29 protein-coding genes are annotated in these 26,232 nt (G+C 62.1%); 13 read left to right on the top strand and 16 right to left on the bottom strand.

The genetic code is table 11. The features are described 5' to 3' along the window. Nucleotide 1: 1 nt before the first annotated feature. From V7651_RS03255 to V7651_RS03240, 4 genes are all read right to left on the bottom strand, one after another. On the bottom strand, nucleotides 2-1,267 hold the full coding sequence (locus V7651_RS03255) for a cytochrome P450 (RefSeq protein ID WP_335612137.1): 1,266 nt from the start codon (nucleotides 1,265-1,267) through the stop codon (nucleotides 2-4). Between the two features lie 72 nt (nucleotides 1,268-1,339). Further along, nucleotides 1,340-2,002: a uracil-DNA glycosylase gene (locus V7651_RS03250; RefSeq protein ID WP_335612136.1), complete on the bottom strand. Its 663-nt coding sequence runs from the start codon at nucleotides 2,000-2,002 to the stop codon at nucleotides 1,340-1,342. Continuing rightward, nucleotides 1,992-3,908 carry a gamma-glutamyltransferase family protein gene (locus V7651_RS03245; RefSeq protein ID WP_335612135.1) on the bottom strand — a complete coding sequence of 639 codons (1,917 nt, stop codon included), beginning with the start codon at nucleotides 3,906-3,908 and terminating at the stop codon, nucleotides 1,992-1,994. Before V7651_RS03245 ends, V7651_RS03250 begins: the two co-directional genes overlap by 11 nt. Continuing rightward, nucleotides 3,908-4,333 carry a TIGR02301 family protein gene (locus V7651_RS03240; protein WP_051614532.1) on the bottom strand — a complete coding sequence of 142 codons (426 nt, stop codon included), beginning with the start codon at nucleotides 4,331-4,333 and terminating at the stop codon, nucleotides 3,908-3,910. The genes V7651_RS03245 and V7651_RS03240 overlap by 1 nt, the downstream gene beginning before the upstream one ends. Between V7651_RS03240 and V7651_RS03235 the strand changes: the two genes are divergently transcribed. Further along, nucleotides 4,313-5,299 (top strand): D-2-hydroxyacid dehydrogenase, encoded by a 987-nt coding sequence (locus V7651_RS03235; RefSeq protein ID WP_335612134.1) that lies wholly within the window; start codon nucleotides 4,313-4,315, stop codon nucleotides 5,297-5,299. The genes V7651_RS03240 and V7651_RS03235 overlap by 21 nt on opposite strands. 3 nt (nucleotides 5,300-5,302) lie before the next feature. On the opposite strand, the gene V7651_RS03230 is transcribed toward V7651_RS03235, so the two are convergent. Beyond that, entirely contained in the window at nucleotides 5,303-5,788 is a 486-nt protein-coding gene (locus tag V7651_RS03230; protein ID WP_335612133.1) for a pyridoxamine 5'-phosphate oxidase family protein, read from the bottom strand. 162 nt (nucleotides 5,789-5,950) lie between these two features. Here V7651_RS03230 and V7651_RS03225 point away from each other — a divergent pair, with 162 nt between their 5' ends. Then, nucleotides 5,951-7,036 carry a PQQ-dependent sugar dehydrogenase gene (locus V7651_RS03225; RefSeq protein WP_335612132.1) on the top strand — a complete coding sequence of 362 codons (1,086 nt, stop codon included), beginning with the start codon at nucleotides 5,951-5,953 and terminating at the stop codon, nucleotides 7,034-7,036. Here V7651_RS03225 and V7651_RS03220 read toward each other — a convergent pair whose 3' ends face one another. After that, a complete protein-coding gene (locus V7651_RS03220) occupies nucleotides 7,037-8,020 on the bottom strand; it encodes an NAD(P)H-dependent flavin oxidoreductase (RefSeq protein ID WP_335612131.1) in 984 nt (327 codons plus the stop codon). A gap of 208 nt (nucleotides 8,021-8,228) precedes the next feature. Between V7651_RS03220 and V7651_RS03215 the strand changes: the two genes are divergently transcribed. After that, on the top strand, nucleotides 8,229-8,516 hold the full coding sequence (locus V7651_RS03215) for a hypothetical protein (RefSeq protein WP_335612130.1): 288 nt from the start codon (nucleotides 8,229-8,231) through the stop codon (nucleotides 8,514-8,516). Nucleotides 8,517-8,683: 167 nt separating this feature from the next. Beyond that, the gene (locus V7651_RS03210) at nucleotides 8,684-8,980 is read left to right on the top strand and encodes a hypothetical protein (RefSeq protein WP_335592187.1); all 297 of its coding nucleotides are present in this window, start codon (nucleotides 8,684-8,686) and stop codon (nucleotides 8,978-8,980) included. Between the two features lie 79 nt (nucleotides 8,981-9,059). Here V7651_RS03210 and V7651_RS03205 read toward each other — a convergent pair whose 3' ends face one another. Continuing rightward, on the bottom strand, nucleotides 9,060-9,845 hold the full coding sequence (locus V7651_RS03205; RefSeq protein ID WP_035535528.1) for an SDR family NAD(P)-dependent oxidoreductase: 786 nt from the start codon (nucleotides 9,843-9,845) through the stop codon (nucleotides 9,060-9,062). Nucleotides 9,846-9,900: 55 nt separating this feature from the next. After that, nucleotides 9,901-10,359, bottom strand: coding sequence for an NUDIX hydrolase (locus V7651_RS03200; RefSeq protein ID WP_084146091.1), 459 nt, complete (start codon nucleotides 10,357-10,359; stop codon nucleotides 9,901-9,903). A gap of 50 nt (nucleotides 10,360-10,409) precedes the next feature. Here V7651_RS03200 and V7651_RS03195 point away from each other — a divergent pair, with 50 nt between their 5' ends. Then, nucleotides 10,410-11,417, top strand: coding sequence for a patatin-like phospholipase family protein (locus V7651_RS03195; protein ID WP_035535533.1), 1,008 nt, complete (start codon nucleotides 10,410-10,412; stop codon nucleotides 11,415-11,417). On the opposite strand, the gene rsmD is transcribed toward V7651_RS03195, so the two are convergent. Then, nucleotides 11,414-11,974, bottom strand: coding sequence for a 16S rRNA (guanine(966)-N(2))-methyltransferase RsmD (rsmD, locus tag V7651_RS03190; RefSeq protein ID WP_035535536.1), 561 nt, complete (start codon nucleotides 11,972-11,974; stop codon nucleotides 11,414-11,416). The two genes, V7651_RS03195 and rsmD, sit on opposite strands and share 4 nt — an antisense overlap. A gap of 143 nt (nucleotides 11,975-12,117) precedes the next feature. Here rsmD and V7651_RS03185 point away from each other — a divergent pair, with 143 nt between their 5' ends. The 5 genes from V7651_RS03185 to V7651_RS03165 all read left to right on the top strand — a co-directional run bounded on the left by V7651_RS03185 (nucleotide 12,118) and on the right by V7651_RS03165 (nucleotide 16,252). Further along, complete coding sequence (locus tag V7651_RS03185; protein ID WP_335612129.1) at nucleotides 12,118-12,588, top strand: cupin domain-containing protein; 471 nt, start codon at nucleotides 12,118-12,120, stop codon at nucleotides 12,586-12,588. Nucleotides 12,589-12,703: 115 nt separating this feature from the next. Next, complete coding sequence (locus V7651_RS03180) at nucleotides 12,704-13,225, top strand: hypothetical protein (protein WP_335612128.1); 522 nt, start codon at nucleotides 12,704-12,706, stop codon at nucleotides 13,223-13,225. Between the two features lie 75 nt (nucleotides 13,226-13,300). Further along, nucleotides 13,301-13,762 (top strand): nucleoside deaminase, encoded by a 462-nt coding sequence (locus V7651_RS03175; protein ID WP_335612127.1) that lies wholly within the window; start codon nucleotides 13,301-13,303, stop codon nucleotides 13,760-13,762. A gap of 1 nt (nucleotide 13,763) precedes the next feature. Beyond that, on the top strand, nucleotides 13,764-15,500 hold the full coding sequence (locus tag V7651_RS03170) for a cation:proton antiporter domain-containing protein (RefSeq protein WP_335612126.1): 1,737 nt from the start codon (nucleotides 13,764-13,766) through the stop codon (nucleotides 15,498-15,500). 83 nt (nucleotides 15,501-15,583) lie between these two features. Next, nucleotides 15,584-16,252 carry a crotonase/enoyl-CoA hydratase family protein gene (locus V7651_RS03165; protein ID WP_335612125.1) on the top strand — a complete coding sequence of 223 codons (669 nt, stop codon included), beginning with the start codon at nucleotides 15,584-15,586 and terminating at the stop codon, nucleotides 16,250-16,252. Between the two features lie 19 nt (nucleotides 16,253-16,271). On the opposite strand, the gene V7651_RS03160 is transcribed toward V7651_RS03165, so the two are convergent. From V7651_RS03160 to V7651_RS03150, 3 genes are all read right to left on the bottom strand, one after another. Next, nucleotides 16,272-16,841: a TMEM165/GDT1 family protein gene (locus tag V7651_RS03160; RefSeq protein ID WP_035535548.1), complete on the bottom strand. Its 570-nt coding sequence runs from the start codon at nucleotides 16,839-16,841 to the stop codon at nucleotides 16,272-16,274. A gap of 218 nt (nucleotides 16,842-17,059) precedes the next feature. Then, nucleotides 17,060-17,962: a LysR family transcriptional regulator gene (locus tag V7651_RS03155; RefSeq protein ID WP_335612124.1), complete on the bottom strand. Its 903-nt coding sequence runs from the start codon at nucleotides 17,960-17,962 to the stop codon at nucleotides 17,060-17,062. A 154-nt stretch (nucleotides 17,963-18,116) separates the two neighbouring features. Beyond that, nucleotides 18,117-18,863 carry a sulfite exporter TauE/SafE family protein gene (locus tag V7651_RS03150; protein ID WP_335612123.1) on the bottom strand — a complete coding sequence of 249 codons (747 nt, stop codon included), beginning with the start codon at nucleotides 18,861-18,863 and terminating at the stop codon, nucleotides 18,117-18,119. Nucleotides 18,864-19,011: 148 nt separating this feature from the next. Here V7651_RS03150 and V7651_RS03145 point away from each other — a divergent pair, with 148 nt between their 5' ends. After that, nucleotides 19,012-20,313: an acyl-CoA dehydrogenase family protein gene (locus V7651_RS03145; protein WP_335612122.1), complete on the top strand. Its 1,302-nt coding sequence runs from the start codon at nucleotides 19,012-19,014 to the stop codon at nucleotides 20,311-20,313. A gap of 64 nt (nucleotides 20,314-20,377) precedes the next feature. Here V7651_RS03145 and V7651_RS03140 read toward each other — a convergent pair whose 3' ends face one another. Together V7651_RS03140 and ttcA are read right to left on the bottom strand one after the other, a co-directional pair. Further along, nucleotides 20,378-22,591, bottom strand: coding sequence for a carbohydrate binding family 9 domain-containing protein (locus V7651_RS03140; RefSeq protein ID WP_335612121.1), 2,214 nt, complete (start codon nucleotides 22,589-22,591; stop codon nucleotides 20,378-20,380). Nucleotides 22,592-22,791: 200 nt separating this feature from the next. Continuing rightward, nucleotides 22,792-23,679, bottom strand: a complete 888-nt coding sequence (gene ttcA, locus V7651_RS03135; protein ID WP_335612120.1) for a tRNA 2-thiocytidine(32) synthetase TtcA — start codon at nucleotides 23,677-23,679, stop codon at nucleotides 22,792-22,794. Nucleotides 23,680-23,766: 87 nt separating this feature from the next. On the opposite strand from ttcA, the gene V7651_RS03130 reads away from it, so the two are divergent. Further along, entirely contained in the window at nucleotides 23,767-24,165 is a 399-nt protein-coding gene (locus V7651_RS03130; RefSeq protein WP_335612119.1) for a hypothetical protein, read from the top strand. Nucleotides 24,166-24,230: 65 nt separating this feature from the next. Here V7651_RS03130 and V7651_RS03125 read toward each other — a convergent pair whose 3' ends face one another. Further along, the gene (locus V7651_RS03125; protein WP_335591816.1) at nucleotides 24,231-24,653 is read right to left on the bottom strand and encodes a GIY-YIG nuclease family protein; all 423 of its coding nucleotides are present in this window, start codon (nucleotides 24,651-24,653) and stop codon (nucleotides 24,231-24,233) included. A gap of 188 nt (nucleotides 24,654-24,841) precedes the next feature. On the opposite strand from V7651_RS03125, the gene V7651_RS03120 reads away from it, so the two are divergent. Further along, on the top strand, nucleotides 24,842-25,627 hold the full coding sequence (locus V7651_RS03120) for a transglutaminase-like domain-containing protein (protein WP_335612118.1): 786 nt from the start codon (nucleotides 24,842-24,844) through the stop codon (nucleotides 25,625-25,627). On the opposite strand, the gene V7651_RS03115 is transcribed toward V7651_RS03120, so the two are convergent. Then, nucleotides 25,617-26,225, bottom strand: coding sequence for a ribonuclease HII (locus tag V7651_RS03115; RefSeq protein WP_335612117.1), 609 nt, complete (start codon nucleotides 26,223-26,225; stop codon nucleotides 25,617-25,619). The two genes, V7651_RS03120 and V7651_RS03115, sit on opposite strands and share 11 nt — an antisense overlap. Nucleotides 26,226-26,232: the final 7 nt, after the last annotated feature.

Below are 26,232 nucleotides of genomic sequence, written 5' to 3'. Positions count from 1 at the left end.
CTTAGCCTGCCTGCACGCTTAGCGGCATGTGCCGCATCTGGGACATGAGGTGGTTGTCGATCCAGGGATAATCGTCGCCGGCCAGTGTGAGGCGGATATCCTGAGCGTGCAGTTCTTCAAGCAAGACGCGGATGAGCATGGTGGCCACGATGCGGCCGACGCAGATATGCGCGCCGCCGCCGAACGTGGTGACGCCGCGCAGGTCGCGGTCGAGGCGGAATTCGGTTGGCTGGTCGAACACGTCGGGATCGTGATTGCCAGCCGCCCAGAGCATCATGACCGTCGTGCCCTTTGGAATGGTGGCGCCGGCATAGGTCGTGTCGCGCAGGACATAGCGTTTGAGCGCAATAACGGGCGGCTCGCAGCGTAGCGCCTCCATCACGGCGGCGCCGATCTTGTCGGGATGGGCGCGCAGCTCGTCCATCGCATCAGGGTTTTGCAGCAGGGCGAAAACCGTGTTGGCTGCGGCGATCGCGGCGGTATGGAAACCGTCGACGAGATTGCCGGCCAGAAGCTTGCCGACATTCTTGGCGACGATGCCCGCTTCGGCAGGGTCGTCGGCGAGGTATATTGCGGCGAGGTCTTTTGCGAGGTCATTGATCAGGGGATGATTGCCTGCGGCAAGGCTGCGGAGAGCGGCGGCCTCGACCAGACGGCCATAGGCGGCGGTCGCTGTGTCGGCCACCTGAAGGTCGTCCATCGTCATCCGGATGTAGAACATTGAGGTCATGTCGCGCACGGCGACGGCCGCTGCGGCGATTTCGTCCCGCTTCATGCCGATCATCTGACCCCAGAAGCGCGCCGTCAGTTGTTCGGCCACATGCTCGATGAAGTCGATCTCGCTGCGTGTGCGGATATCGTGGAGGATGCCGCGCACAACGAGGCGCGCCGTGTCTTCCATTTCGGCGACTTTTTTCGGATTAAACTGGCGCCAGAGCGTCATGCGGACGGGACCGTGGACGGGCGGATTGGCCGTGAAGATCTGGTTCGAAATCACGCCGCCAATGCCGCCGCCGGGAGGCAAGGGGGCATCAGCGGGAAGGTCGTGCAGGCCGGGGAACATGAGGCCGGACGGCAGCGCCCCGACTTCGGGCATGGCGCCGAAGGCCCGCAAGTCTTCGTGGCGATAGATCACCAGTTCATTCGCCGCGTTGCGCAGGAAGCGGGGCGTGTCTTCGGAAAAGACGGTCGCGCAGAAAGCCTTGAAGCTGTCGCGGCCGCCGGTGAAGCCGAGCGACTCGATGGACGTTAGCGATTGGATATCCATGGCGCCCTCTATAAGATAGTGTAAGCTACCTTATAGGTTGTTGCATATCGTGCAAGCGAGTGTCGCGTGGGCTTAGCCGATGACTTCACGCGCCACGGCGAACACGTCTTCGAACATTTCGGCCGTCAGGCGGCCGGTATTCGTGTTGTAGCGGCTGCAATGGTAGCTGGAGAGCAAGGTGAGGGGACGACCCTCGAACTCTACCTCATAGCGGGTATTGTGGCCGAACGGGTGGGCGGCGAGTTTCAGGCCCAGCGTGCGGACCGTGGAGTCGTGGCTGATCTTGCCGAGGCAGAGCAGGACCTTGAGATGGGGCAGGGCCTTGATGCGCGACTGAAGGAAGGGGCGGCAGGTGTTTATCTCGGCGCCGACCGGCTTGTTCTCAGGTGGTACGCAGCGTACCGCATTGGTGATCATGGCCTTTTTGAGCTTGAGGCCGTCTTCGGGGTCTGCCGCGTAAGTCCCTGAAGAAAAACCGAATTTTTCCAGAGTCGCATAGAGGAGATCGCCCGCCCAGTCGCCCGTGAAGGGGCGGCCTGTGCGGTTGGCTCCGGTCACGCCGGGGGCAAGGCCGACGACAAGGAGACGGGCCGTTTCGTCTCCGAAGCTTGGCACCGCGCCATTGAACCAGCTGGGTTCGCGCGCTGCCACGGCCTCGCGGTAGGTCACGAGACGGGGGCATAGCGGGCAGTCGCGGGGGGCTTCGGGTGGGAATTCCGCCCCTTTAGTAGCCATCAGCAACGCCATCCTTGCGCATTTCGGTGGCGGCGATCCAGGCGCCGCTGTCGAAGTCGCGTATGATGGCCTGGTAGCCGCCGGCATTGGCCGCGCAGCATTCGACGGTTTGGCCACGGCGTTCGAGTTCGGCGCGGGCGGCAGGCGGTATGCCGCTTTCAAGTTGGACGACGCCTTTATCTGCTTCGCATGGGTCTCCGCTATAGACATTGGTCGGCTCACATCCGCCGACATGTTCCCAGCGGGCCGCGTCGCCGGCTTCCTGCAGACCCATGTCGAAATCGACGAGGTTCAGGATGATCTGGACGTGGCCCTGAGGCTGCATGCCGCCGCCCATCAGGCCGAAGCTGAGCCAGGGCTCGAACGGGCAGGCCTGATCGATGGGCATGGCGCGCGTCTGGCAGGACGGCTTGTCCTTCTTGAACGCGAAGGCCGGGATGATCGTGTGGAAGGGGCGCTTGCCGGGCTCGAACACGTTGGGATGGTTCGGGTCGAGGCTGAAGAGTTGGCCGCGATCCTGGAACATGAAGCCGAGCCCGTCCGCGACGAGACCCGAGCCCATGCCGCGATAGTTGGACTGGATCAGCGAGACCATCATACCGTCATTGTCAGTGACGGTCAGGTAGGTCGTGTCGCCCTGTTTCAGCTTGGCATCGGCTTCGGCGGCGGCTTCTGGCGTGATTGAGGCCTCGACATCGCCGAAGGCGAAGTTCGGGACGCGGTCCATCGCCTTGTCGAGCTTGATGCTCGCGGCCTGCCGGTCGAGCCTGTTGGCTTTCAGGAAGGCATCTTCCTTGATGCGGGAGAATCTCGGGTCAGCGAAATAATGGGCGCGGTCGGCAAAGGCGATGCGTTTGGCCTCGATCTGGGCCATCAGGGAATCGGCCGAGCCATAGCCCATGGCTTTCAGATCGAACTTCTCCAGCATTTTCAGCATTTGCAGCGCAGTGATGCCCTGCGTGGCGGGGGGCAGTTCGCAGACCTTGTAGTCGGCGCGATAGGTGACGCAGACCGGCTCGACGAATTCGCCGGTATGGCTGGCGAAATCCTCATAGCGCAGCGGGCCGCCGATGCGCTTGAAATAGGCATCCATCGTCTTGGCGGTTTCGCCCTTGTAGAACTCGTCGCGGCCCTTCTGGCCGATACGCTCCAGCGTGTCGGCAAGGTCCGGGTTGGTGAACAGGCTGCCTTCATGGGGCTGGGGCGAGAAATAGGTTTTCTTCGCATTGTCGTATTCTTCGAGCATGCCGCTTTCGTGAGCGGGTTCGAAGCGTTTCGGGCCGAAGCTCCAGTAATAGGAGATGACTTCCGGGATCGGCGCGCCGTCACGAGCATAGCGGATGGCGGGCTCAAGGTTTGCCAGCATCGGGCGGCTGCCGAATTTCTCGTGCAGCGCATACCAGGCGTCGACCGTGCCGGGCACCGTGACGGGCGCCGTGCCGAAGGGCGGGATTTCCTTGCCGTCCATATATTTGTCGGCCTTGGCCTGCATGTCGGCGAGTGTTGCACCCATGGCGGAGCGGCCCGAGCCGTTATAACCGTAGAGCTGCTTTGTCTGCGGATCCCAGACAATGGCGAAAAGGTCGCCGCCAATGCCGTTGGCGGTGGGCTCGACGAGGCCAAGCATGGCGTTCGCGGCAATGGCGGCGTCCATGGCATTGCCGCCGGCCTTCATCACGTCAAGCGCTGTCTGGGTGGCGAGCGGGTGGGCCGTTGCAGCCGCGGCATGCGGCGCAACCACAGCCGAACGCACGCCCAGCACGCGCCCGGAGGGCATGCGATCACCGGGGCCGGGTTTGGCGGCGGCATCGAAGGGGGCCGCGTCATTCTCCAGCGGGGCAGGGGTGAGCGCGGTGCATGAACTCGCCAGCAGTGCTGCTGCGCCTGCCATCAGCCATTTCATCATCAGTTCGGTCCTCGCTTGCGGGTGTCCTTGGGAAAATAGTGGGTCGCCATGCGCCCGGAGATGTCCTGGCCATCACGGGCGAAACGGGCCTCGGCCTCAATCGCGCGGTTGTCGCAGGAAAGGTATTGGGCGCTGGTGCGGGTATAGGCATTATTGAAACCCTGCACGAGGGAGGAGCGCAAATTGCCTTTCTCCGGCGCTTCATAGCGCAGGAGGTCCGCCATGTAGCGGCGCCAGTACTGGTCTTCGCGGCCATTGCAGCGCACGCGGATGGCGTGGGCCGATCCAAGCGTTGCTGCGAGCTCTGATGCATCGCGGAAATAGTCAGGGCCACGCAAGGGAATGCCCGACTGGGCCGAGGCATTGCTTGCGCCCGCAAGCAGGAGCGCGCTAAGCAGGGCGCCATGAAAGACTGTCTTGTTCATGCGAAGACCTTCGCGCGCATCGCTCCACGGCTCAAGGGCCTGGAAGATAAACTCAATATGATCGTCATGGACGATAATGGTGTCTTCTCCAAGGCATCCACTGGGGAGACGGTGACAGAGCCCAAACCCGAGATTGTGTTTGGCACGGCCGACGCCTTCTGGGGGCCGCATGTGCGCACATTCATGATGGCTGTTGTTGGTGGCGGGCGGCTTGACTGGTTCCAGTCAGCGGCAGCGGGTATCGAAAATCCGGCGCTCGTGATGATTGGCAAGGCGGCCAACAAGTACACGACCAATCATACGCAATCGGAGGCCATGTCCGAATGGGCCCTGTGGCAGGCGCTGGACTATTTCCGGCACGGGCCGAAGCACCGGGCGCAGCAGGCGGCGGGTGTGTGGGACCGGCTCGATTCGCGTGAGATTCGCGGGTCGAAATGGCTGATTGTGGGGTTTGGGTCGATTGGATCGTCAACCGGGCGGCGCGTGATGGCGCTGGGCGGTCAGGTGACGGGAGTGAAACGCTCTCAGGGCCTGGTCGAAGGCGCTGACCGGATCGTGCATCCCGATTATGTAATGGCCGAGTTGCCGGGCGCCGATGTGGTTCTTGTCTGCGTCCCGCACACACCTGAGACAGAAGGGATGGCCAATGCGGACTTTTTCGCCGCGATGAAACCCGATGCACTGTTCATGAACCTTGGGCGCGGGGCCCTGGTGAACGAGCCGGACCTGCTGGCGGCGCTCGATGCCGGGCGGCCCGGACACGCGGCGCTGGACGTCGCGTCCGAAGAGCCGCTGCCGCAGGACAATCCGCTCTGGACGCATCCAAAAATAACGCTGACGCCGCATGACAGCCCGCAAACGCACGGGACAGTCATCGGCGCCGACGACACATTTATTGAAAACCTGCACAGATACTTCAACGGCGAACCGCTGAAGCATCTGATCGACAGGGCTGAATTTGCCTGAGGCCTAAAGGGCGATATCGGCCGTCTTGTCCTTGTAGTCTTTCTTCGGGTCGCTGCCGAACAGCATCTTGATGCCTGCAAACATGCTGTTCTCGTTGAGCCAGACATGGGCATGGTCGAGGTCAAGCCGCATGAGGCGGATTTTCGGATCGTCCTTGCCGTCAAACCAAGCGGCGATGAACGGATTCCAAAGCCGTTCAATGGTGGCCTGATCGTTCTGGAGCTGAAGCTGGCCATGGAGCGAGGCAAAGAGACCGTGCCCTTTGGAGACAAATTGCGCGACGGCCGCCGATGGGCCGACGCCAAGGGCCTGAACAAGATCCACGTCACTTGAGGAAAAGATCCAGACGGGGCCGCGGTCATCGTCTTCGAGGATCGCCGTCATCGGCTGGGTTGCGCCGCCGGCCCCGCTTTCAAGACCAAGCATGAGGGTGCGGTCTGACTTGAGTTCGGACCAGAGTTTCTGTTCAATTTCTTTTTGGCTGGGCATGGATGTCTCCTGTAATTGGACTATGTCGGAACAACCGGCAGGGGCAGGACTTGTTCCGACAGGCAGCCCGCTTTCGACGATGATAATCAAGCTGCAGGCGCAGGACCCCTTCCTGCGAGGCGCCCGGAAAAGAGGCGCGTAACCAGGTTAAAAGGAGAAACCATGTCCCATCACTTCACGCGCGCGCTCGGCGCAATCGCTTCCACACTCGTCCTCTGCCATTGCGCTTCGGCGCAGGGCGGCACGCAGGCACAGGATGCGGCCGCGCAAGTTATTACGGGTACGGATGGCATGAAACTGTCGGCAAAGCCTCTGGAAACATTCGGGAGTGCATGGGCAATGACGTTTCTGCCGGATGGCCGCGCTGTCGTCACAGAGAAGAAAGGCGACATTTGGCTCCTCTCAACCGAGGGAAAGAAGCTCGGTAAACTCTCCAATGCGCCGGCAGTTGATCCGCGCGGGCAGGGCGGGATGGGTGACTTTATCCTGCATCCTGATTTCGCCGAGAATGGCACGGTGTTCCTCTCCTATGTCGAACGCGACGCAGATGATGACAATCTGAGCGGCGCAGCTGTGGAGCGTGCGACCCTGACTGTGACGGAGACAGGCGGGGCGCTGTCGGAACGCGAAGTCATCTGGCGTCAGTCGCCCAAGGTGGAGGGCAATGGCCATTATGGCCACAGGCTCGCTGTCTCGCCTGATGGGCATCTGTTCATCAGTTCCGGCGAGCGGCAGAAATTCAATCCGGCCCAGAACATGGCCATGAATCTCGGCAAGATCATCCGCATCAACCAGGATGGCAGCGTGCCGGAGGATAATCCGTTCTATGGCAACGGCGCGGCGGCCGACCAGGTCTGGACGCTTGGCCATCGCAATCCGCTCGGCATTGCATTCGACAGCGAAGGGCGCCTGTGGGAACAGGAGATGGGGCCGAAGGGCGGTGACGAGCTGAACCTGATCGTCCGGTCAAAGAATTATGGCTATCCGTTTGTCTCCGAAGGCGAACATTATAATGGAACGAAGATTCCGAGCCATGCGAGCATGCCGATCTTCGAGGCCCCGGCGGTTGCCTGGGTGCCAGCCATCAGCCCTGCGGGCCTGATGTTTTATAATGGCGACGCATTTGCAGACTGGAAGGGCGACGCCTTTATCGGTGGCTTGTCGTCCAAGGCGCTTGTGCGGGTTTCGTTCAAGCCAGCGTCAGGCGATGGCGACGGAGCACCCGAGGCCTCGGAAGCGGCCATTTAATCAGGCGCTTGTTTTGGTGCGCATGCCGGACATCCGCGCGATGGCGGCCTCGGCATCGCGCATGATGTCGGCCACGATTCCCGCGACCGGCTTGACTTCGTGCACGCCTCCAGCCGACTGGCCCATGGCGAAACAGGACGTGTCCTGATTGAGTTTTGCTTCGTCGACAATGCCGCCAATACCGCCGATCACACCGGTCTTCGTGGAGTGGATGGCCTGGTGCGGGAAGGGCTGGATGTCTTCCGGGCGTGATTCCCAGTCATTGATGTAGTCGTTCGTGCGGCAACGCATTGGCTTGCCGGAATAGCAGCGCGTGCGGGTCGTGTCCGTATCGCCTGCGCCGACCACGGCCTGCTTGTACATGTTGGCGGCGTGAGCCTCTTCGGAAGCGATGAAGCGCGTGCCCATCCAGACGCCGCAGGCGCCGAGCGCGAGGGCGGCGGCGAGGCCACGGCCGTCATAAATGCCGCCAGCGGCAATGACCGGGATCTTTACCGCCTCCACGGCCTGCGCGACGAGCGGCATCGTTCCGACGAGGCCGGTATGGCCACCGCCTTCGCCACCCTGGAGGATGACGGCATCACAGCCCGCCTGCTCAGCCTTGATGGCATGCTTCACGGCGCCGCCAACAACCATGACCTTCACGCCGGCATCCTTGAGGCGCTTCATGATCGGCATCGGCACGCCAAGACCGGCGACGAAGGAATCAGCGCCGCCCTTGATGATGACATCGACGGATTCCTCAAGACTTTCCGGGCTGGCCGCCAGAAGGTCGACGCCGAACGGCTTGTCAGTCAGCTCCCGCACGCGCTTCATCTGTCCGGCGATGAAGTCCGGTCCGGTGCCAGCCATACCTAGCACCCCGTATCCGCCTGCATTGCACATGGCGGCGCAGACTTCGGCATAGGAGACGCCGCCCATGCCTGCCAGCATGATCGGATGTTCAACTTTCAGCAGTTCTGTCAGTGCGGTTTTCAGGGCCATCGGGAAGGCGTCCTTTCTGTAATGGATTTTGTATTGTGGACGCTAAATGGCCGCCCCCGCGTCAACGCAAGAGGGGCAATTCTGCTTCCGCATGGACACAATCGCCTACAGTCTGCCCCATTCCCGCCGCGATCTGCAGTCAAATACCACCTCAAGCCGAGGGAATCGTCCACTCGGCGTGAATAAGTCAAGATGAGGGGAAGCTCCTATGACGAAACTTTTTGCAAGCGCTGCCGTTGCAGCTCTGTTCGCTGGTGGTGCCTTTGCTATGGGCCCAACAGAAGAAGTCACCGTTACGCCTGACGTTGATGTCACTGTCGTTGAAGACGCTGACACGACTGCAGAAGTTGTGGTTGATGACGACGCTGAAGTTACTGTCGAAGCTCAAGGCGACGCCGAAGGCGAAGTTGTTGTAGAAGACGAAGCTGATGCAGAAGCAGAAGTCGAAGCTGATGCAGAAGCTGACACTGAAGTGTCCACACCGGATGCCGAATAACGGCCATTCTGCCGGAATTCGCCCTTTCCCTACCGGGAAAGGGCTTTTTCCTTTATAAGGAACCAACAGTCGGAACGACACGACTGAATGATAAAATGAACTTTTAGTAATGACCGAGAAGTGCTATGGGCCTCCCCGGTCATCTGACCAACAACAGGGGTAACACAATGAAGAACATCATGATCATCGGCGCTGCTGCGCTGGCACTCGCCGCCTGCAGCCCGAAAGAAGAAGCCGCACCTGCCGCTGAAGCCGCTGTCGAATCCGCTTCGGAAGCTGTTGAAGCCGCTGCTGACGCAACAGAAGCTGCTGCTGACGCAACGGCCGAAGTCGCTTCCGACTCGCTCGACGCTGCTGACGAAGCCCTCGACGACGCTGCTGACTCGCTCGACGCCGCTGCTGACGACGTTGCAGAAGCTGCGGACGAAGCTGCAGACGAAGTGACTGAAGAGCCACAAGAATAGGCTTCGGCACCAGCCGAGCTGAACAAGGGCCGTTCCGTTTCCGGAGCGGCCCTTTTTTCATGCCTGTATGTTGCCCGGCCTAGAAGACGGAATAGCCGCCATCGATGATCTGTGTGGTGCCGGAATGATAGGCTGAGGCGTCAGACGCGAGATAGACGGCCATGCCGCCGAAATCCTCAGGCTCGCCCCAACGGCGGATCGGGACGCGCGAGATCACCTTCGTTGTGAACGTGTCATTGTCCTGGGCCGCTTCGGTCATGTCGGTGGCGATCCAGCCCGGCAGTATAGAGTTGCTGCGGATATTGTAGCGGCCATATTCGACGGCGATGGCTTTCATCATCGAGATCAGGCCGCCCTTGGTGGAGGCATAGGCCTGGTTCCGGCCAGCGCCTTCGATACCGGCCAGCGACGCAGTGCCGACCAGTGAGCCGCCCGGATCGCCCGCCTTGGCGCGCTTGACCATGGATTTCGCCGCTTCGCGCAGTGTGAAGAAGGCGCCTTCCATGTTGATTCGGTGATTGAAGCGCCAGGTTTCCAGCGTCATTTCCTCGAAACTGCTGGCGCCCCGGCCGACACCGGCATTGGCGATACAGGTGTCGATGCGGCCGAAATGGGCTTCGGTATCGGCCATGGCCTTCACGACCTGATCTTCTTCGCCGACATCCACCTCCCATGCCGCGACACGTCCTGTGCCCAGTTTCTCCAGCTTCGCGACGGCTTCCTTGTTGGCGTCTGCCTTGCGGCCCCAGATGGCGACATCGGCATTCGAGGCCGCGAGCGCTTCGGCCATGCCAAGCCCGATGCCCCTGTTGCCGCCCGTCACAAGGCAGGTTTTTCCGGTCAGGTCGAAGGGTGCATAGGTCATAGGTGTCTCCTCAGGGATTGTTTTGGCGACAACACATAGCTGACCCTGCGGAGGGTCAAGCGATAATTGAGCTGTTCCCCACGAGCGCCCTTGCGGCTTCGATGATGCGCCTTGTCTCATCCCAGAGGCCAAGCGCATCCAGCCGGTCCGGCGAGATCCATTCGGCATGGGCAGCATCGTCGCCTCCCAGCGGCTCACCGGCCTCCCAGACGGCGGCATAGTCAAACAGGACATAGTGCCGGGCGGTCTCGCCGCTTCGCCGGGACGTGAATATGGCATCGATCACGTCAACAAGGCCGACGATGCGCGCGGTGACGCCTGTTTCTTCGTGCAGTTCGCGCAGGGCGCCGGCGGCCAGGCTTTCGCCGAATTCCAGCTTTCCGCCCGGAATGGACCAGTCGCCGGCCAAGGGCTTGGTGCCGCGCCTGATCAAAAGCACGTCATCACCGCGAAAACAGGCTGTTCCCACAGCAGGAACGGGGCGCATGACGGCGGACGGGCTCTCAGGGGTCATCAATCCTATACCTTTGCGGGTTAGGTCGAACTCTTAGCAAGGATTCCGATATGGCAAAGCCACCTAAGCGTCGGTCCATCAGTCTCGCCCTACAGGGCGGCGGTTCGCACGGGGCTTATACCTGGGGCGTGCTCGACCGACTGACAGAGGAGCCCGATCTAGACCTCGCCGGCATTTCGGCCACATCGGCGGGTGCGGTGAACGCCGTGGCCTGGGCCTCGGGTTTCGCCAGGGACGGCGCAGATGGCGCGAAAGCGAGCCTCGAATCGGTCTGGCGCAGCGTGTCGCGCTCCGGTTCCGGCATGGCGCCGTTCGGAACCTGGGGCGCTATGGCCTTTGCCTATGCCAGCGCGCTGCAGAGCCTCGCCAGCCCTTATGATCTCAATCCGTTCAATCTGAACCCGTTGCGCAAGATCATCGAGGACGAGATTGATTTCGACGCCATCCACGCGTCCGGCATCAAGCTCTTCCTGTCGGCCACCAATGTGGAAAGCGGCCGGGTGAAAGTGTTCGATCGCACGATGATCACCGCTGACACCGTGCTCGCCTCGGCCTGCCTGCCGCAGGTGTTCCAGGCGGTTGAGGTGGACGGCAACCCCTATTGGGATGGCGGCTATATGGGCAATCCGAGCCTCTTTCCGCTGATCTATTCAGGCGCACCGCGCGATGTTCTCCTCGTGATGCTCAATCCGCTGGCACGGCCGGGCGTGCCAAAGCGCGCGGGGGAGATTTCCGAACGCATCAACGAGATCAGTTTCAACGCGTCACTGATCGGCGAACTACGCGCCATCGCTTTCGTGCAGCACTTGATCGATGATGGCATGCTGAAGGAAGCGGTCATCAAGAAATACCGCCGTCTGAACATCCATGCCATTCGCGGCGGCAAGGACCTGCTCGCCTTTGATCTCAGCAGCAAGTATGACACGAGCTGGGATTTCCTGACCAAATTGCGCGACCTTGGCCGTGCGGCAGCAGACCAATGGCTGACCGAGGACTCCCATCATGTTGGCACCAAGACGTCCAATATCGACCTCAGGAAAGAGTTCCTGGATATCTAGGCGCGCCGCAGGAAGCTGACCTTGGCGGCGCCATAGGTGCGCGCGTCGAGTATTTCCCAACCAGTAAAGGCCAGCATCTCGTCTGCAGCCGTTTCGACAATCGCGATGGCGTCATCGGTCAGCCAGCCACCCTTGGCGAGCTGGTCCAGCGCCGGTTCGACGAGACCCTTGTTATAGGGCGGGTCGAGGAAGGCGATTGTGAACGGCGCGCCGACGCCGGCCGGGATGGGCCCAAGATCGGTTGCGGAGCGGCGCTGGATACTGGTTGTGCCGAACAGGCCGAGCGTCTCGCAATTGGTGCGGATCGTGCCGCGCGCGCCCGCATCGGTTTCGACGAACACGCAGAACGCTGCCCCGCGCGACATGGCCTCCAGCCCGAGCGCGCCGGACCCGGCAAAAAGGTCGAGCACGCGGGCGCCATCAATCGGCGGGGCCCAGGCCGCATGGGCGATGAGATTGAACACGGCTTCACGCGCCCGGTCGCCCGTGGGACGGGTCGATTGGCCCTTTGGCGCCGCGATGGCGCGGCCCTTGTGCTGTCCGGCAATGATGCGCATGGGTTCGGCTCCGGTATGGTCTCCCGACCGTCTAGGGCGGCCCCCTCGGGATGGCAATTGCCGTGGGCAGGGCATATCCTTTCCCGCGACGCGCCCTCCGAAACCGGCTAGACTGATCTCTCCTGTGGAATCCGGAGTTTCTCATGGCCTTGATGTTTCGTCATTTCCTCGCTGCCTCGCTGCTCGTGCCAGCGGCTGCTGCCTGCGCCCACACTGCCCCGCTGCCGGTCACGCTCTCGGCCTACGACGCCGTGGCCGTCGCACCGGTCAGCCACGAAATCCTGCTGGAGAATGACGAGGTCCGCGTCCTCCGCGTCTCCATCGCGCCCGGCGCTGCCGAGCCCGTCCACGAGCATCAGTGGCCAAGCATCATGTATTTTGAACAGCCCCAGCCGATCACCTATGTCACCTATGCGCTTCAGGACGGCCAGCTGGTGGAGACCGGCCGGGAGGAAGCGTCGGCCATGCCGGCCGCGCTGACCGTCATGGCCGCGCCCGAGGGCCTGCACTCTGTCGAGAACCGGGGCACCGGGCCCTTCCTGGCCGTACGCGTGGAATTCAAGAAGGGAGATCCCTCAGCTTCCTCTCCCAAGGGGACGCAACCCGCGCCTTGACGATACCCGCTTTGAGGTCGACTGACCTTTCGGCGCCGCGATGGCGCGGCCCTTGTGCTGTCCGGCAATGATGCGCATTCTTGAGCCGATCTGAGAGTTGGTAGGAGAATCCTGAGTGTTCGGCAGCTATCGGAAAAACCAGCCAAAGTTAAGGCCCGCACTCATCAGCGCTGGAATACCTGAGGATGTGGCCGACATCATTGCTGCCCAATCAATGACTCGCGAAAGAATGCTTTCCCCTGCACTAATGCTGGCGGGATTTGGTGTTATGCTGGCAAACTTGGTTTCATTCTTCTTCGTGACGTCGGCATATAAGGCGGCAGCTTTTTTCGGCAGCTGGCCCGCGATTATTGGGGTCGGCTTGTGTGTCGTCGCGACGGTCTTGGGTATCCACTTTCTGATGGCGAAATACCTGAAATGGTTTCCATCAGCTCGTTTCGTCATCATCGCCCTGAATCGCTCCCAAATGATCAGCAGCCCCCGCAACAGCGCAGCGCTTCGCAGAGCTGAGGGCAAGTCCGGGGAAGATTATATCCAGGCAGTGCTTGGGAATTCATTCTTCAATCCCGCCGTGTTTGTTTTTGGGATCATCCTCGCGATATTTCTTTTCCTGTTTTCGCAGCCGACAGCATATTGATGGCTGGGTGAGCCGTCAGGCAATATAATACCCTTGCGGGTTTACTTCCTGTGCTTTCGGGACGATCCAAGGCGAATGACAACTACCCTCTCCCCGATGGCGCGTGCGCTGGAGCTGGCCGGACTGGCGGCTGCAGCGGGCGAAGTGCCTGTGGGGGCAGTGATTGTGGATCCCGCGACGGGTGAGATCATTGCCGAAGGCGCCAATACTCCGATCAGCGGGCATGACCCGACCGCGCACGCGGAAATCGTCGCCCTGCGTGCGGCAGCCGCGAAACTCGGTAACTACCGCCTGACCGACTTGCACATGTACGTGACGCTGGAGCCGTGCGCCATGTGCGCCGGGGCGATCAGCCTTGCCCGCATCGGCAAGCTGGTCTTCGCGGCCTGCGATCCGAAAGGCGGGGCGGTCATCCACGGCGCCCGCTTCTTCGAGCAGCCGACCTGCCACTGGCGGCCAGCGGTCGAGCAGGATGAGACGGCAGGCGAGACAGCGAGCGCCCAGCTAAAGGCATTCTTCCGCGCGCGGCGGAACTGATATGGACGGACACGGATATAACCTTCTTGTGAAGGATGCGCTGATCTTCCTGTTTGCCGCTGGCGTGGTTGTGCCGGTTTTCCGCTATCTCCGCCTGCCGGCAGTCGTCGGCTTCATGCTGGCCGGGGTGGCGCTCGGCCCCTATGCGCTCGGGTCGCTTACGCATGTGCAGCCGTTGCTGGAATATGTGTCCGTGTCGGACCCAGAGGCGGCTGCGCCCTTTGCGGAATTGGGCATCCTTTTCCTCCTGTTTCTCCTTGGCCTCGAATTCTCGTTTGAAAAGCTCTGGTCGCTCCGCCGCGCGGTGTTCGGGGCTGGGGGCCTCCAGTCGGCGCTGAGCGCAGCTGCTATCGGCGCGGTAGTCTATTTCGCAGGGTTACCGGCGGAGGCGGCCATCATATGCGGCCTGGCGCTCGCGCTGTCCTCGACGGCAATCGTCATGCAGATCCTGATCGAGCAGAAGCGCGCCAGCCGACCTGTCGGGCGTGCGGCGCTCAGCGTGCTCCTGTTCCAGGACATACTCGTCGCACCGATCCTTATCTTTGTTGGTTTCATGAGTGTGGGCGAGAACGCGAACGTCTCAGCGGCTCTGCTGGAGGCGGCGGTGAAGGGCTTTCTGGCGATTGCGCTGATCATGCTGATCGGCAGGTTTGCGCTGCGGCCCATGTTTCGGCTCGCCGCCATGATGGGCGGGCGCGACTTTCTGATGGCCCTGACGCTGCTGACCGTCGTGGGCGCCGCGACCATCACCGCCACGGCAGGTCTGTCGCTGGCTCTCGGCGCCTTCCTTGCGGGATTGCTGCTTGGAGAGACCGAGTTCAAGCACCAGACAGAGGTGGATCTCGAACCGTTCAAGGGGCTGCTGCTCGGCGTTTTCTTCATGACGGTCGGTATGGCGCTCGACCTGCCGTCCCTTGTCACCCGGCCGGGGCTAATCCTCGGCGGGCTGGTGGCGTTGCTCTTCGTCAAGTTCCTGATCGTGTTCGCCGCGTGCCGGCTGTTTGCCGGTGACAGGCTGCTCGCGCTCGAGGCGGCTTTCCTCCTGGCCCCGGCCGGCGAGTTTGCTTTCGTCGTGATCGCCGCCGCCGGTTCAGCTGGCGTGCTGGACGCGGATGTGTCCGGCATGTTGGCTGCAGTTGCAGGCCTCTCCATGCTGCTGATCCCGGTTCTTGGCCGCGTGGGAGCGTTCGCGGTGTCCCGGCTGGCGACGCGGGAGCCGTCTGGCGCGCTTGAGGCGGATTTCTCCGAGCTGAAGGGGCACGTCATCATTGCGGGTTTCGGCCGCGTCGGTCAGGCGGTAGCTCATATCCTCGATACGGAAGAGACTGATATCGTCGCGCTGGAGCGGAGCGTCGTGCGGCTTGCAAAAGAGCGCAAAGACGGCTGGCAGGTCTTCCTGGGCGATGCTGCCCGCCCTGAAATTCTCCACAGTGCGGGTGCCGATGGTGCGCGCCTGTTTGTCGTGACGGTGGATGATGTGGCAGCAGCCGAGGCCATGGTGAGGTCCTTCCGCACGCTGCGTCCGGATGTGCCTATTGTCGCCCGCGCGCGCGACCATGAACATGCTGCGCGGCTGCGCGAGGCCGGTGCGAACCATGTCATTCCCGATGCGATCGAATCCGGCCTCCAGATGGCGGGTCGGGCGCTTGCCGAATTCGGATATGACGCAGAAACCGTCCGGAGCCGTTTGGCATCTGAGCGCGATGAACAATACAGCGTGGCCCTCGGCGGGGCCTGAGCTTTCTGGAAGCCCCCGTAACGTCAGGCTTGCTTCCCGCAAGGGCAGGGCGGGCCTAAGCTTTCGCAAACAGGGAGATCCTCATGACCGCCACGATCAAAATCGAGAACGACATCGCCATCATCACCATGGATGATGGCAAGGCCAATGCCATCAGCCCCACCATGCTGGAGTCGCTGAACGCTGCGCTCGACCAGGCCGAGAAAGAGGCCAAGGCCGTTGTTATCACGGGGCGACCGGACAGGTTCTCCGCAGGTTTTGATCTGAAGACCATCATGGGCTCGTCGCCTGAAGAAGTGCGCAGTCTCGTCAATGGCGGCGGCGCGCTGGCCCTGCGCCTGTTTACCTTGCCCATGCCTGTCGTCGCGGCGTGCACCGGGCACGGTATCGCCATGGGCTGCTTCATCCTGCTCAGCTGCGACAAGCGGATCGGCGCGACCGGCCCCTACAAGATCGGCGCCAACGAGACACAGATCGGCATGGTGCTGCCTGTGTTCGCGCTGGAGCTGTGCAAGGCGCGGCTGAACCCGCTCTATCTCACAGAGTCCGTTATCATGGGCACACTGTTCACACCGGAAGAGGCCGTTACTGTCGGCTATCTCGACAAGGCGGTCGCGCCGGATCAGGTGTTGGCCGAAGCCATGGCCGAGGCCGAGCGACTGAAGGCCCTGCCTGCTGCGGCGCTTGCAGGTAACAAGAAAATCCTCCGCAAGCCGTTCGTGGACGTCATCGCGCCGACTGTGGCGCGCTAGGCATTCAGGCGGTTGCGCATCAGACAACTCCGGCCGTCTGTGCCAGCAGCCAGAGCCCGATCACGAGGAACAGGAGCGCCGCAATCATGCGCACCACGTTCATCGGCACGCGCTTGATCAGTTCATGGCCGAGGAACACAGCCGGCACATTGGCGATCATCATGCCGAGCGTGGTGCCCATGGTGACGAGGACAAGGTTCTCGAAACGGGCGCCGAGCGCGATGGTCGCGATCTGTGTCTTGTCGCCCATCTCGACCAGGAAGAAGGCGATAACTGTCGTGACAAAGGCGCCGAAGCGGGCCGGTTTGTCGTCCAGATCGTCCACCTTGTCCGGAACCAGCGTCCAAAGCGCCATGGCAATGAACGAGGCGGCGATCAGGTAGCGGAACCATTGCCCGTCCAGCAGGGCGGCGGCCTGCGAGCCGACCAGCGCGGCCAGGAAGTGGTTGGCAATTGTCGCGACGAAGATACCTGCCACGATGGACCATGGCGCCTTGAAGCGCGTGGCCAGCAGGATCGCGAGCAGCTGTGTCTTGTCGCCGATTTCGGCCAGCGCGACGACGGCGGTAGAGGTGAAGAGGGCTTCCATTGCATTGTCTCCGGGCCGGGCACTTGATGACGCAATGACGCTGCACCCCATGCCCGGCCCGGACAGGAATGCGACGTCATTGGTCTCGCCCGAACGGTGTCCCGCTCCCTCCACACCACGGCCTCTCAGCCGAGTATGTTGACATGGAGGCCCGGTGCACGCACCGGCTGGCTACTCCCCAATTGACTGCCGCTCCCTAGCCCACGGCGCGGGCGCGTTCAAGCCTGTTCGGCTGTTCCGGCGATTTCGGTCAGCAGGCCCTTCAGCCAGGTCAGCGCCGGGTCTTCGGCATTCTCCCGGCGCCAGTAGAGCACGCTGTCGAGCGGGCGATAGTCGAAGGGCAGGACAAACACCCTGACACCCGCATGCTTGACCAGCGGCAGCGGCGCCGTGACGGCGAGATGCGTCTGCCGCACGATCTCGATGGCGGGCATATAGTGCGGCAGGCGCAGCACGGGCGTGATCCGGTGCCCGGCCGCGCGCACGATTTCCTCGACATAGGAGCGCCCCTCGCGTCGGCTGGACACGGCAATATGGCGCAGCTCCAGGAAGCGTGCCTGTGTCATTGGCTGATCGGCCATCGGGTGGTCATTGGCGATGGCGCAGGCATAGGGCGTCGCCAGCAGGTGCTGGCGCTCAAGGTCTGCGCCGCGCAGGCCGTCAATCTCGATGGCGAGGTCCAGACGACCGGAGGCCAGCTCGGTCGAAATGGCCGTCCGGTTCACCTGGCTCCACGAGATGCGCACGCCCGGTGCCTCGGTTTCCATCCGCTTGGCTAGCGCCGGGGCCATCAGGAAGGCGCCCGCATCGCGGGCCGAGATATTGAACACGCGCGTCGAATGGGCAGGCTCGAACACCGAGCGGGATTCAAGCCCCGCGCGCAGTCTGTCGAGCGCGTCACGTACGGCTGGCATCAGCGCTTCGGCCATGGCCGTCGGTTTCACGCCGCGCCCTTCGCGCACGAATAACGGATCTTCGAAATGCACCCGCAGCCGGGCCAGCGCATTGCTGACGGCCGGCTGGGTGATGCGCAAGGTCTCGCTCGCACGCGTCAGGCTACGCTCGGTATAGACGGCCTCCAGCACGGGCAACAGGTTGAGGTCGATGGTGCGCAGGTTCATGGCGGCTGACCCTAATATCACTATTGGTGATGATTGGGCTTCATAAGATAAAGTTGCCGAATAGTCTACAATGCGGCAGACACACACTCAGATGAGTGGAGTTTACCCAATGCACGCCGCGATGACGCTGACTGACGCCTCAAGGCGCGCAGCCTCAGAGCCAGCCTGCGGCCTTCATCAGCATCACGGCGCCAATCGCGGTGACGAGATATTTCATGCCCTTCTTGAAGTTCACGTCGGTCATCCGCTCCAGCACCTTGCCGCCCAGCGTCGTGCCCAGCATGGACAGTGGAATGGCCGCAAGGATCAGCCAGGCCGAGGGCAGGGCATCTGTGCCAGCGGCCATGATCACCGGCACGCTCCAGAACACGACCTTCACGAAATGCGCCAGAACCTGCGTCACCGCTTTGGTCGCGACAATCTGGTGGCGCGTCATGTCGGTGCGCACGAAGAACAGGTCCAGCAGCGGCCCGGCAACGCCCGCAACCGTGTTGAGCGCCTGCACGACAAAGCCCGCGCCTTCAGCCTGGAAACGCTTCTGGATATCGAGATCGACAATGGATTTCGGCAGCCAGACCAGCGTCGTCGTCAGGCCCAGCATCAGATAGACCGTCTGATGATCCGGGCGCCAGGACAGCGCGAACAAGAGGCTGACGGCAACAAGCGAGCCCAGCGCATAGCGGCCAAAGATCGTCCAGTTGATATGCGCCCGCCACAGGAAGGCGCGGTAGCCGTTCGAGAATATCTGGATCGTTCCATGAACGATCATGGCGGTCGCGACCGGCAGCAGCGCGGCCAGCACGCCCATGAAAATAATGCCGCCAGCCATGCCGAATATGCCCGAGATGAATGTCGTGACGAGAACAGTCACGAGAATGATCAGGGCAGTCATCAGGCTCATGGCCTGCGGTCTATCCGGGTTTGCAGCACAAGGCGAGAAGCCTGCGCGAATATAAAACCCAGGACATCAATCGCTTATCCGGTCGACGGCAGACGCCCCCGGATGGTAAGACAGATCAAAGACTAGAAAAGAGGAAGAGAGACACATTATGCCAGACACCCAACATACAATGGACGCCAGTGCGGACATGAACGACCTTCGGATGTCCGAAGCGGCGCGTCCGCTTTACGACCACGTCCGCAAGTTCATCAAGGAAACCGTCAACCCGATGAGCGAAGAATTCCATCGCCTCGGCGAGGGCAAGACCGACATCTGGTCTTACGCGCCCGGCCAGCTGGAATGCCTCGAAAAAGCCAAGGACGAAGCCAAGAAGCAAGGCCTCTGGAACTTCTTCCTGCCTGACGCGGAAACCGGCGAAGGCCTGTCGAACCTCGACTATGCCTATATCGCTGCCGAACTCGGCAAGAACCCGATGGCGTCTGAATCCATGAACTGCTCGGCGCCAGACACCGGCAACATGGAAGTGCTTGAGCGCGTCGGCACGCCCGCCCAGAAGGAAAAGTGGCTGAAGCCGCTGCTTGAAGGCAAGATCCGCTCCGCCTTCGCCATGACCGAGCCGGGCCTGCCATCGTCGGATGCCAAGAACGTCTCCATGACCGCGGTGCTCGAAGGCGACGAATGGGTCCTCAACGGCGAGAAGTTCTACATCTCCGGTGCCGGCGACCCGCGCTGCAAGATCATGATCACCATGGTCAAGACCAGCCCGAACGCCGAGCCCAACAAGCAGCAGAGCCAGATCCTGGTGCCGCTGCCGCATCCCGGCGTGACGATTGTCGGCCCGATGCACGTGTTCGGTGATCCTGATGCGCCGCACGGCCACATGCACCTTCGCTTCGAGAACGTCCGCGTTCCGAAGGACAACATGCTACTCGGCGAAGGTCGCGGTTTCGAGATTTCGCAACTCCGCCTCGGCCCAGGCCGCATCCACCACTGCATGCGCTCCATCGGCCAGGCCGAACGCGCGCTTGACCTGATGTGCGTACGCGGCATGACCCGCACCGCCTTCGGCAAGCCGCTGGTCAAGCTCGGCGGCAATACCGAGATCATCTCGCGTGCCCGTATCGAGATCGAAGCCATGCGCATGATGGTCCTGAAAGCGGCGAAAGCCATGGACGTTCTGGGCAACCGCGAAGCCCGCGTCTGGATCTCCATGGTCAAGGCCATGGTGCCGGAACGCGTCTGCCAGATCATCGATCAGGCCATCCAGATGCACGGCGCCGCTGGCGTCTCGCAATGGACACCGCTCGCCCAGATGTACACGAGCCAGCGTACGCTGCGCCTCGCTGACGGTCCGGACGAAGTGCACCACATGGTCGTCGGCCGCGCCGAACTCGCCAAGTATACCGGCGAGGAAGAAGATCCGGCCCTAGCCGCCGTCTGGCGCAAATAGGTCCTCACGGATCACAAATCAGAAGAGGCGCGCGGGGCAACCTGCGCGCCTTTTTTTTGCGGTCTCAGAACCGGAACGTATTGCCGAACCGCAGGATCGCGCTTGTCTGCACCGAGCGGAAATTCTCGCGGAAGTCATCGCCCTCAATGATGGCGCCATGGCCGAGGGCGAGGAAGACTTCCGTTTCCGGACGCACTTCCCATTGCAGACGCCCGAAGAAGGACAGGCTGTTGGAGATATTGTCATACTGCGTTTGCGTCGACATTGAGAGCGTGGGCGAGAAATTGAAGACCGTATCCATCGAGCCGATCTGCACGCTCACCTCACCGGCCGGCACTGAAATATCCTCGCGCGAATAGGAGGCCCGCACGTCCACGCGCGCATTTGGCCGCATGTTCAGCGCAAGCGAATATTTCGTCGACGTGCCGCCATAGAAGTTGCGATGGCGTATCTCGGCCACCGTGCCATAGGGCCGCGCCAGCGATGACTGCAGCTTCGCCCGGCCCCCGTCATTATTGTATTGGCCGACCGGCACGACCAGTCCGCCCGGCAGGTTGAACGGCGCGGTGATCGTCTCCTCATTGTTCGTCAGGAAGAACGAGATGTCGTCCGTCCACTTGGTCTGCAGGCCAAGCGCGACCTCATTGGTCCGCGTCTCTTCATTGCCATCGAGGTCGGTAATGAACTCGTGCCGCGTGCCGAACTGCCACCAGCGCATCCAGCCGCCGGACTGGCGCAGCCGCCTGTTCCAGCTGGCCGAATAATCCCGCGTGCCGGGCCGGTTCACGAAGCCGAGCGCCGGCGTGAAGTCCTGTCCGATCTCGCGCGCCTCGACGACCCACGAGAGCGCATCATTCGGATAGTCCACCCGCACGCCATAGGAATCATCATCTTCCACCAGAGACGAGAAAGAGCGCTGGTAGAACATGTCGGCCTGCAGCCGCCCGCCGCCGAGGAAGGATGGCGTCTGGTAGAGATAGTCGATCCCCGCCAGTGAATTGTCCGATCTGCCGGTCGGGTCGCCATTGGTCGCGATGACGCCGATACGGGAGCCGCCGAAAATGTCCATCGCCGCGCGGGCCACTGACAGGTTCTGGGAATCAATGCCCGCCGCCTCGCCGGTCTGCGCCGTCAGCATGCCCACCTGCACGCCGCCAATTTCGCCGCTCAGTTTGGCCCCGCCCTTCACGGTCACGCGCTGGCCGTTGACGATACCGATGCGCCGGGAAAAGAAGGGCTGCCCGTTCGGTGTATTCGAATTGGCGGAGATGCTGTTGGATGAGGAGCCGAAGGTCTGCCCGGCAAATTCGAAAAAGGCCGCATCCTGCAGGAAGAAGTCGCGCGTTTCCGGGAAGAAGAGTGAGAAGCGGCTCGTATTGATCTGCCGGTCATCGAGCGGTGTGTCTGAAAAGTCCGTGTTCAGTGTCAACAGGCCGGTCAGCGAGGGCGTGATCTTGTAGGAAATATTCGCGCTCGGCTCGATCGACAGGTCATCGTCGCGCGGTCGGTCCCAGTCGCGCGAGGCGCTCAGGCCCGCCTGCAGCTGCACTTCCACGCCGTGGCCCTGATTGATGTCATGTATGCCGACAAGCCGGCCCGCGCGCGAAAAGCCGAACTTGTTCACGGATGGGTCAATAGCGGCCCAGCGAATCTCCTCGCTCGCATGCGATCGCTCGCGGGTGATCATCAGGCCCCATCCGTCGCCGCCGGGTTCAAAGCTCAGCGAGCGGAAGGGAATGACGAATTCCGCCGTCCAGCCATCATCGGTGACCTCTCCAGCCGCATCCCAGATCGTGTCCCACTCATCAACCGGGCGCCGATTGGCCTGAATCAGGCGTTCGGCCCGCACGCCAAGTGCGTTCACATCGAAGCCAAAGCCGCTCAGCCCCGTGTCGAACGGGTCGATATAGAAGCGCACCATGTCATCGCGCCAGACATCCCCGTCGCGCTCCAGAATGGTCGCGAAAATCTTTTCCGGTTCATCATCATAGGCGTGAATGGCCACATAGAGCGCGTCCTCGTCATAGGCCATGTAGACGCGCGTCTCGACGCTGGGCGGGCCAACGGTCGGCTCGACCTCGTAGAACTCGGAAATCTCGGCCGCCTTGGTCCAGACAGCATCGTCCAGCTTTCCATCAATACGCGGTGCCTCGGACTTCTCGATCCGCGTCGGCTTGACGGTCGGCTTATAGGTCTGGAAATCGCGGGGGGCCTGTTCATCGGCAAATCCGGCTGCCGCGCCGGACAGGGCCAGTCCGGCCGCAAGGGCTATACGCAACAAAGGTGATCCTCCCCCCACCGCCGGATGGGTGTCCGGCGCATTTTTCTTGGCCGCTTGTCACAGAGCTTGCAGCCGGGCGCGAGGCGAGAGAGAGCTTGGGGCGTTATAAAGCCTTCCTAGCGCCTTGTTTGAGCGCCGGGGGATTCTGTTGCAAAAATTTTGCGCAAATCAGGGCGGCGCACCGAAGCAGCCGACGCCTAGAACGGCACGTTCGGGTCGGTCTCGCCTGTGCCGCCGATTTCCAGCCCGGCAAAGTCGAACACGCGCGGGTCGTGCAAATGGCTGGGCCGAACGGTGGCGAGGGCATGCGCCATCACCTGCCGTACACCGGGCTTCTTGCGTTCCCATTCGTCCAGCATCTGTTTCATCGCCACGCGCTGCAGCCCGTCCTGGCTGCCGCACAGGTTGCACGGAATAATCGGGAAGCTCATGGCCTCGGCAAATTTCGCAAGGTCGTCCTCTGCCGCGGTTATCAACGGGCGCAGCACGAAACAGTCGCCCTCGTCATTCAGCAGTTTCGGCGGCATCGCTGCCATGCGACCGCCATGGATGAAGTTCATCATGAACGTCTCCAGCGCGTCGTCGCGGTGATGGCCCAGCACGATGGCCTCACAGCCTTCCTCTCGCGCGATGCGGTAGAGAATGCCCCGGCGCAGACGCGAGCACATGGAACAATAGGTGCGCCCGGCCTCCACCTTCTCGGTCACGATGGAATAGGTGTCTTCGGTCTCGATCCGGTATTTAACGCCCGTCGTGTCCAGCCAGTCCGGCAGCACGTGCTTTGGAAAGCCCGGTTGGCCTTGGTCAAGGTTGCAGGCGACGAGGTCCACCGGCAGGGCGCCCTGCCATTGCAAATCCATCAGAACGGCCAGCAGGCCATAGGAATCCTTGCCACCTGACAGGCAGACCAGCCATTTCGGGCGCGGCTTCTCGCCTGCATCCACCGCCCGCCGGTCGACCATGCCGAAATCGTCCACGGCTTTCAGCGCGCCGCGCACCAGCCGCTTGCGCAGCTTCTTGAAATTCACCGAGCTGGGCGCATCGGCAAACAAAGGCGGGGCAAGGGGAGGGATCGTATCAGCCATGACGGCCAGCTTTGCCACGGGAGAGGGGCGGGAATCAATCGCGCAGTGCGGCCCCACTTATCCAACCCCAAACCAGCCCGGCGTATAATGGCGCCGATGCCGCACTACAGCCTCTTCCGCCCCATGCGGGGCCTGCCTTGGTACCTGTTGCCTGTCTGGCCGCTGATCTATGTCCAGATCCGGCGCCTGCAGTCCTGGTTCTACGCCAATTGCGGGCCTGAGTCAGAGATGCATTGGGCTGTGACCCGGCATGGCCGCGTCGACCTGATCCGCCTGTCCGATGACATGTGTGCGACCCCGAAGCATCCGTGGGTTCCGATCCAGCTGTCCCACAGTTTCAACACGGCTTTGATGGTGGAAATGCCCACCCCACATCCGTGTCCCCGGCGAACGCCGGGGCCTCAGGCGATGGCTTCAGAACAAACTGCAAGAGATCCCGGCGTTCGCCGGGAATTCGGATGTGTTGGACCAATCCCGGACACCTGACCCGGAATCAACTCTCAAAACAGGAAATACACCCTCCAAGCGCCCTCACAGGCGTCGCGGGCGCATCAGCCCAAAAACGGAATCCGGAACATCCGCTTGAATTTCCACCAGCGGCGCAGGCGCACATTGTTCGGGCCATCATTGGCATGGCGCGGCACAAGTACGTCGTTCATACGCGGCTGGTAGCGCCGGATCAGGTCTTCTTCCACGCGGGCGCGGTCAGCACCCTTCTTGATCACCAGCACGTGGCGCTCGGTGGCCCCGCGTTTCCACCAGGCCTCCCACCAGCGCTCATGCCCGATCAGGCGCGAGCGGAAGTTCGTCGCCTTGCCGATATAGAGCGGGAACAGGAAGAAGACGAAACGGCGCTGGACAAAGACATAGATGCCGCCACCTTCGGGCAGGCCCTTTGGCGTCAGTGTAATCTTGAAGCGATACGGGCGTCCCGATTCGCCCAGCCACGTGTGCCAGCCAAACAAAAACAGCATGCGATTCGTCTCCGTCCCCAAAGCGGCAACCTGAAACATGCGTGGTTAATGCAGGATTAACGGTTTGCCGCCGGTGGGGAAAGGGCGCGATCTGGCAACGATCACTAGCGCCGCGCAGCCTAGCATGACAGGAACCGCGCCACAGGCTGCGCGTAGCGCTCGTGAACCCCTCAGGTCAGGATACCCCATTGAAACTCCGCGTCAGGTCTGAACTCGTCTACGCTTTCCCGCAGGATACTCAGGCCATCGTCGCGATCCATGTCGCCCGAACGCCTGATCAGGCCATCCTGTCTGAAAGCCTCACCATCTCTCCGGACGGTCCGATCCTGCAGGACATGGCCGATCATCATGGCGAGCGCCGTTTCCGCGCTGCGTTCGAAGGCGAGACCAGCATCGTCTACGAAGCGACCGTAGACAATGCCAAGCCCCGGCTCCTTTCGCCGAATGCAAGGCTTGAGCCCTGGCTCGAACTGCCGCCGCCTGTGCTCGAATACCTGCTGCCGAGCCGTTACTGCCCGTCCGACAAGTTCATGTCCTTTGCGCATCGTGAGTTCGGCGACCTCGCCCCGGGTGGCACACAGGTCCTCGCCGTGCTCGACTGGATCTACAATCATGTCGACTATGTGCCGGGCTCCAGCCATGGCGGCACCACAGCTGAGAACACGTTCGTTGATCGCGCCGGCATTTGCCGCGACTTCACACATCTTGGTATCAGCATCTGCCGTGCCCTGAATGTACCGGCCCGCGCCGTCAGCGCCTATGGCTGGCAGCTCAACCCGCCGGACTTCCACGCCGTTTTCGAAGTCTATCTGGACAGCGTCTGGTGGCTGGTTGATGCGACGCGGCTTGTGCCCGTCGAGAATCTGGTGCGCGTTGCAACGGGCCGCGACGCTGCCGATATCGCATTTCTCACCACATCGGGGAGTTGCGACCTGATCAATCAGGCTGTCTCGGTCGAGCTGCTTACCGCGTGACTTGCGCGGCCCGGCTGGCGATCAGCTCACGTATGGGCCGGAAGCTTGTGCGGTGATGCACACACGGTCCAAGCCGTTGCAGCGCCTCGGCATGGGCAGCGGTGCCATAGCCCTTGTGCCGGGCGAAGCCATAACCGGGATGCACCGCGTCCATATCTTTCATCAGCGCATCACGCTTGGTCTTGGCGAGGATCGACGCGGCCGAAATTGCCGGTTCGGTGAGATCGCCCTTGATGATCGCGCGCGCCTCGCAGGGCAGGTCCTTCGGCAAGGCGTTGCCATCGATCAGGATCATCCCGAGCTGGCACTGCCTGGCAACCCCTTCGATGGCGCGCGACATTGCAAGGAAGGTCGCCTCGCGAATATTCAGGCGGTCGATCTCTTCAACACTGGCATGCGCCACGCAAAAGGCCGCCGCGCGTTCGCGGATCAGCGGTGCCAGCGCATCGCGCTGAGATTCCTTCAATGCCTTTGAATCCGTCAGGCCTTCAATCGGGCGTGCCGGGTCCAGCACCACGGCGCCAGCCGTCACCGGGCCGGCCCACGGGCCACGGCCAGCTTCGTCGACACCGCAGGTCAGAAGGGTCATTGTGCGCATCGCAAGA

Source organism: Hyphomonas oceanitis (assembly GCF_036964545.1).
Classification (GTDB): domain Bacteria; phylum Pseudomonadota; class Alphaproteobacteria; order Caulobacterales; family Hyphomonadaceae; genus Hyphomonas; species Hyphomonas oceanitis.
Note: the sequence above shows the minus strand (reverse complement) of the source record. Positions and strands in the feature narration are given on the sequence as shown.

Coding starts and splice junctions, on each gene's coding strand:
- V7651_RS03155 (WP_335612124.1), bottom strand. CDS start 17,962: ATGAACCTGCGCACCATCGACCTCAACCTGTTGCCCGTGCTGGAGGCC.
- V7651_RS03250 (WP_335612136.1), bottom strand. CDS start 2,002: ATGGCTACTAAAGGGGCGGAATTCCCACCCGAAGCCCCCCGCGACTGC.
- V7651_RS03150 (WP_335612123.1), bottom strand. CDS start 18,863: ATGAGCCTGATGACTGCCCTGATCATTCTCGTGACTGTTCTCGTCACG.
- V7651_RS03225 (WP_335612132.1), top strand. CDS start 5,951: ATGTCCCATCACTTCACGCGCGCGCTCGGCGCAATCGCTTCCACACTC.
- V7651_RS03175 (WP_335612127.1), top strand. CDS start 13,301: ATGACAACTACCCTCTCCCCGATGGCGCGTGCGCTGGAGCTGGCCGGA.
- V7651_RS03195 (WP_035535533.1), top strand. CDS start 10,410: ATGGCAAAGCCACCTAAGCGTCGGTCCATCAGTCTCGCCCTACAGGGC.
- V7651_RS03200 (WP_084146091.1), bottom strand. CDS start 10,359: ATGACCCCTGAGAGCCCGTCCGCCGTCATGCGCCCCGTTCCTGCTGTG.
- V7651_RS03160 (WP_035535548.1), bottom strand. CDS start 16,841: ATGGAAGCCCTCTTCACCTCTACCGCCGTCGTCGCGCTGGCCGAAATC.
- ttcA (WP_335612120.1), bottom strand. CDS start 23,679: ATGGCTGATACGATCCCTCCCCTTGCCCCGCCTTTGTTTGCCGATGCG.
- V7651_RS03125 (WP_335591816.1), bottom strand. CDS start 24,653: ATGCTGTTTTTGTTTGGCTGGCACACGTGGCTGGGCGAATCGGGACGC.
- V7651_RS03240 (WP_051614532.1), bottom strand. CDS start 4,333: ATGAACAAGACAGTCTTTCATGGCGCCCTGCTTAGCGCGCTCCTGCTT.
- V7651_RS03245 (WP_335612135.1), bottom strand. CDS start 3,908: ATGATGAAATGGCTGATGGCAGGCGCAGCAGCACTGCTGGCGAGTTCA.
- rsmD (WP_035535536.1), bottom strand. CDS start 11,974: ATGCGCATCATTGCCGGACAGCACAAGGGCCGCGCCATCGCGGCGCCA.
- V7651_RS03115 (WP_335612117.1), bottom strand. CDS start 26,225: ATGCGCACAATGACCCTTCTGACCTGCGGTGTCGACGAAGCTGGCCGT.
- V7651_RS03215 (WP_335612130.1), top strand. CDS start 8,229: ATGACGAAACTTTTTGCAAGCGCTGCCGTTGCAGCTCTGTTCGCTGGT.
- V7651_RS03220 (WP_335612131.1), bottom strand. CDS start 8,020: ATGGCCCTGAAAACCGCACTGACAGAACTGCTGAAAGTTGAACATCCG.
- V7651_RS03205 (WP_035535528.1), bottom strand. CDS start 9,845: ATGACCTATGCACCCTTCGACCTGACCGGAAAAACCTGCCTTGTGACG.
- V7651_RS03230 (WP_335612133.1), bottom strand. CDS start 5,788: ATGCCCAGCCAAAAAGAAATTGAACAGAAACTCTGGTCCGAACTCAAG.
- V7651_RS03170 (WP_335612126.1), top strand. CDS start 13,764: ATGGACGGACACGGATATAACCTTCTTGTGAAGGATGCGCTGATCTTC.
- V7651_RS03235 (WP_335612134.1), top strand. CDS start 4,313: ATGAAAGACTGTCTTGTTCATGCGAAGACCTTCGCGCGCATCGCTCCA.
- V7651_RS03185 (WP_335612129.1), top strand. CDS start 12,118: ATGGCCTTGATGTTTCGTCATTTCCTCGCTGCCTCGCTGCTCGTGCCA.
- V7651_RS03145 (WP_335612122.1), top strand. CDS start 19,012: ATGCCAGACACCCAACATACAATGGACGCCAGTGCGGACATGAACGAC.
- V7651_RS03130 (WP_335612119.1), top strand. CDS start 23,767: ATGGCGCCGATGCCGCACTACAGCCTCTTCCGCCCCATGCGGGGCCTG.
- V7651_RS03210 (WP_335592187.1), top strand. CDS start 8,684: ATGAAGAACATCATGATCATCGGCGCTGCTGCGCTGGCACTCGCCGCC.
- V7651_RS03255 (WP_335612137.1), bottom strand. CDS start 1,267: ATGGATATCCAATCGCTAACGTCCATCGAGTCGCTCGGCTTCACCGGC.
- V7651_RS03165 (WP_335612125.1), top strand. CDS start 15,584: ATGACCGCCACGATCAAAATCGAGAACGACATCGCCATCATCACCATG.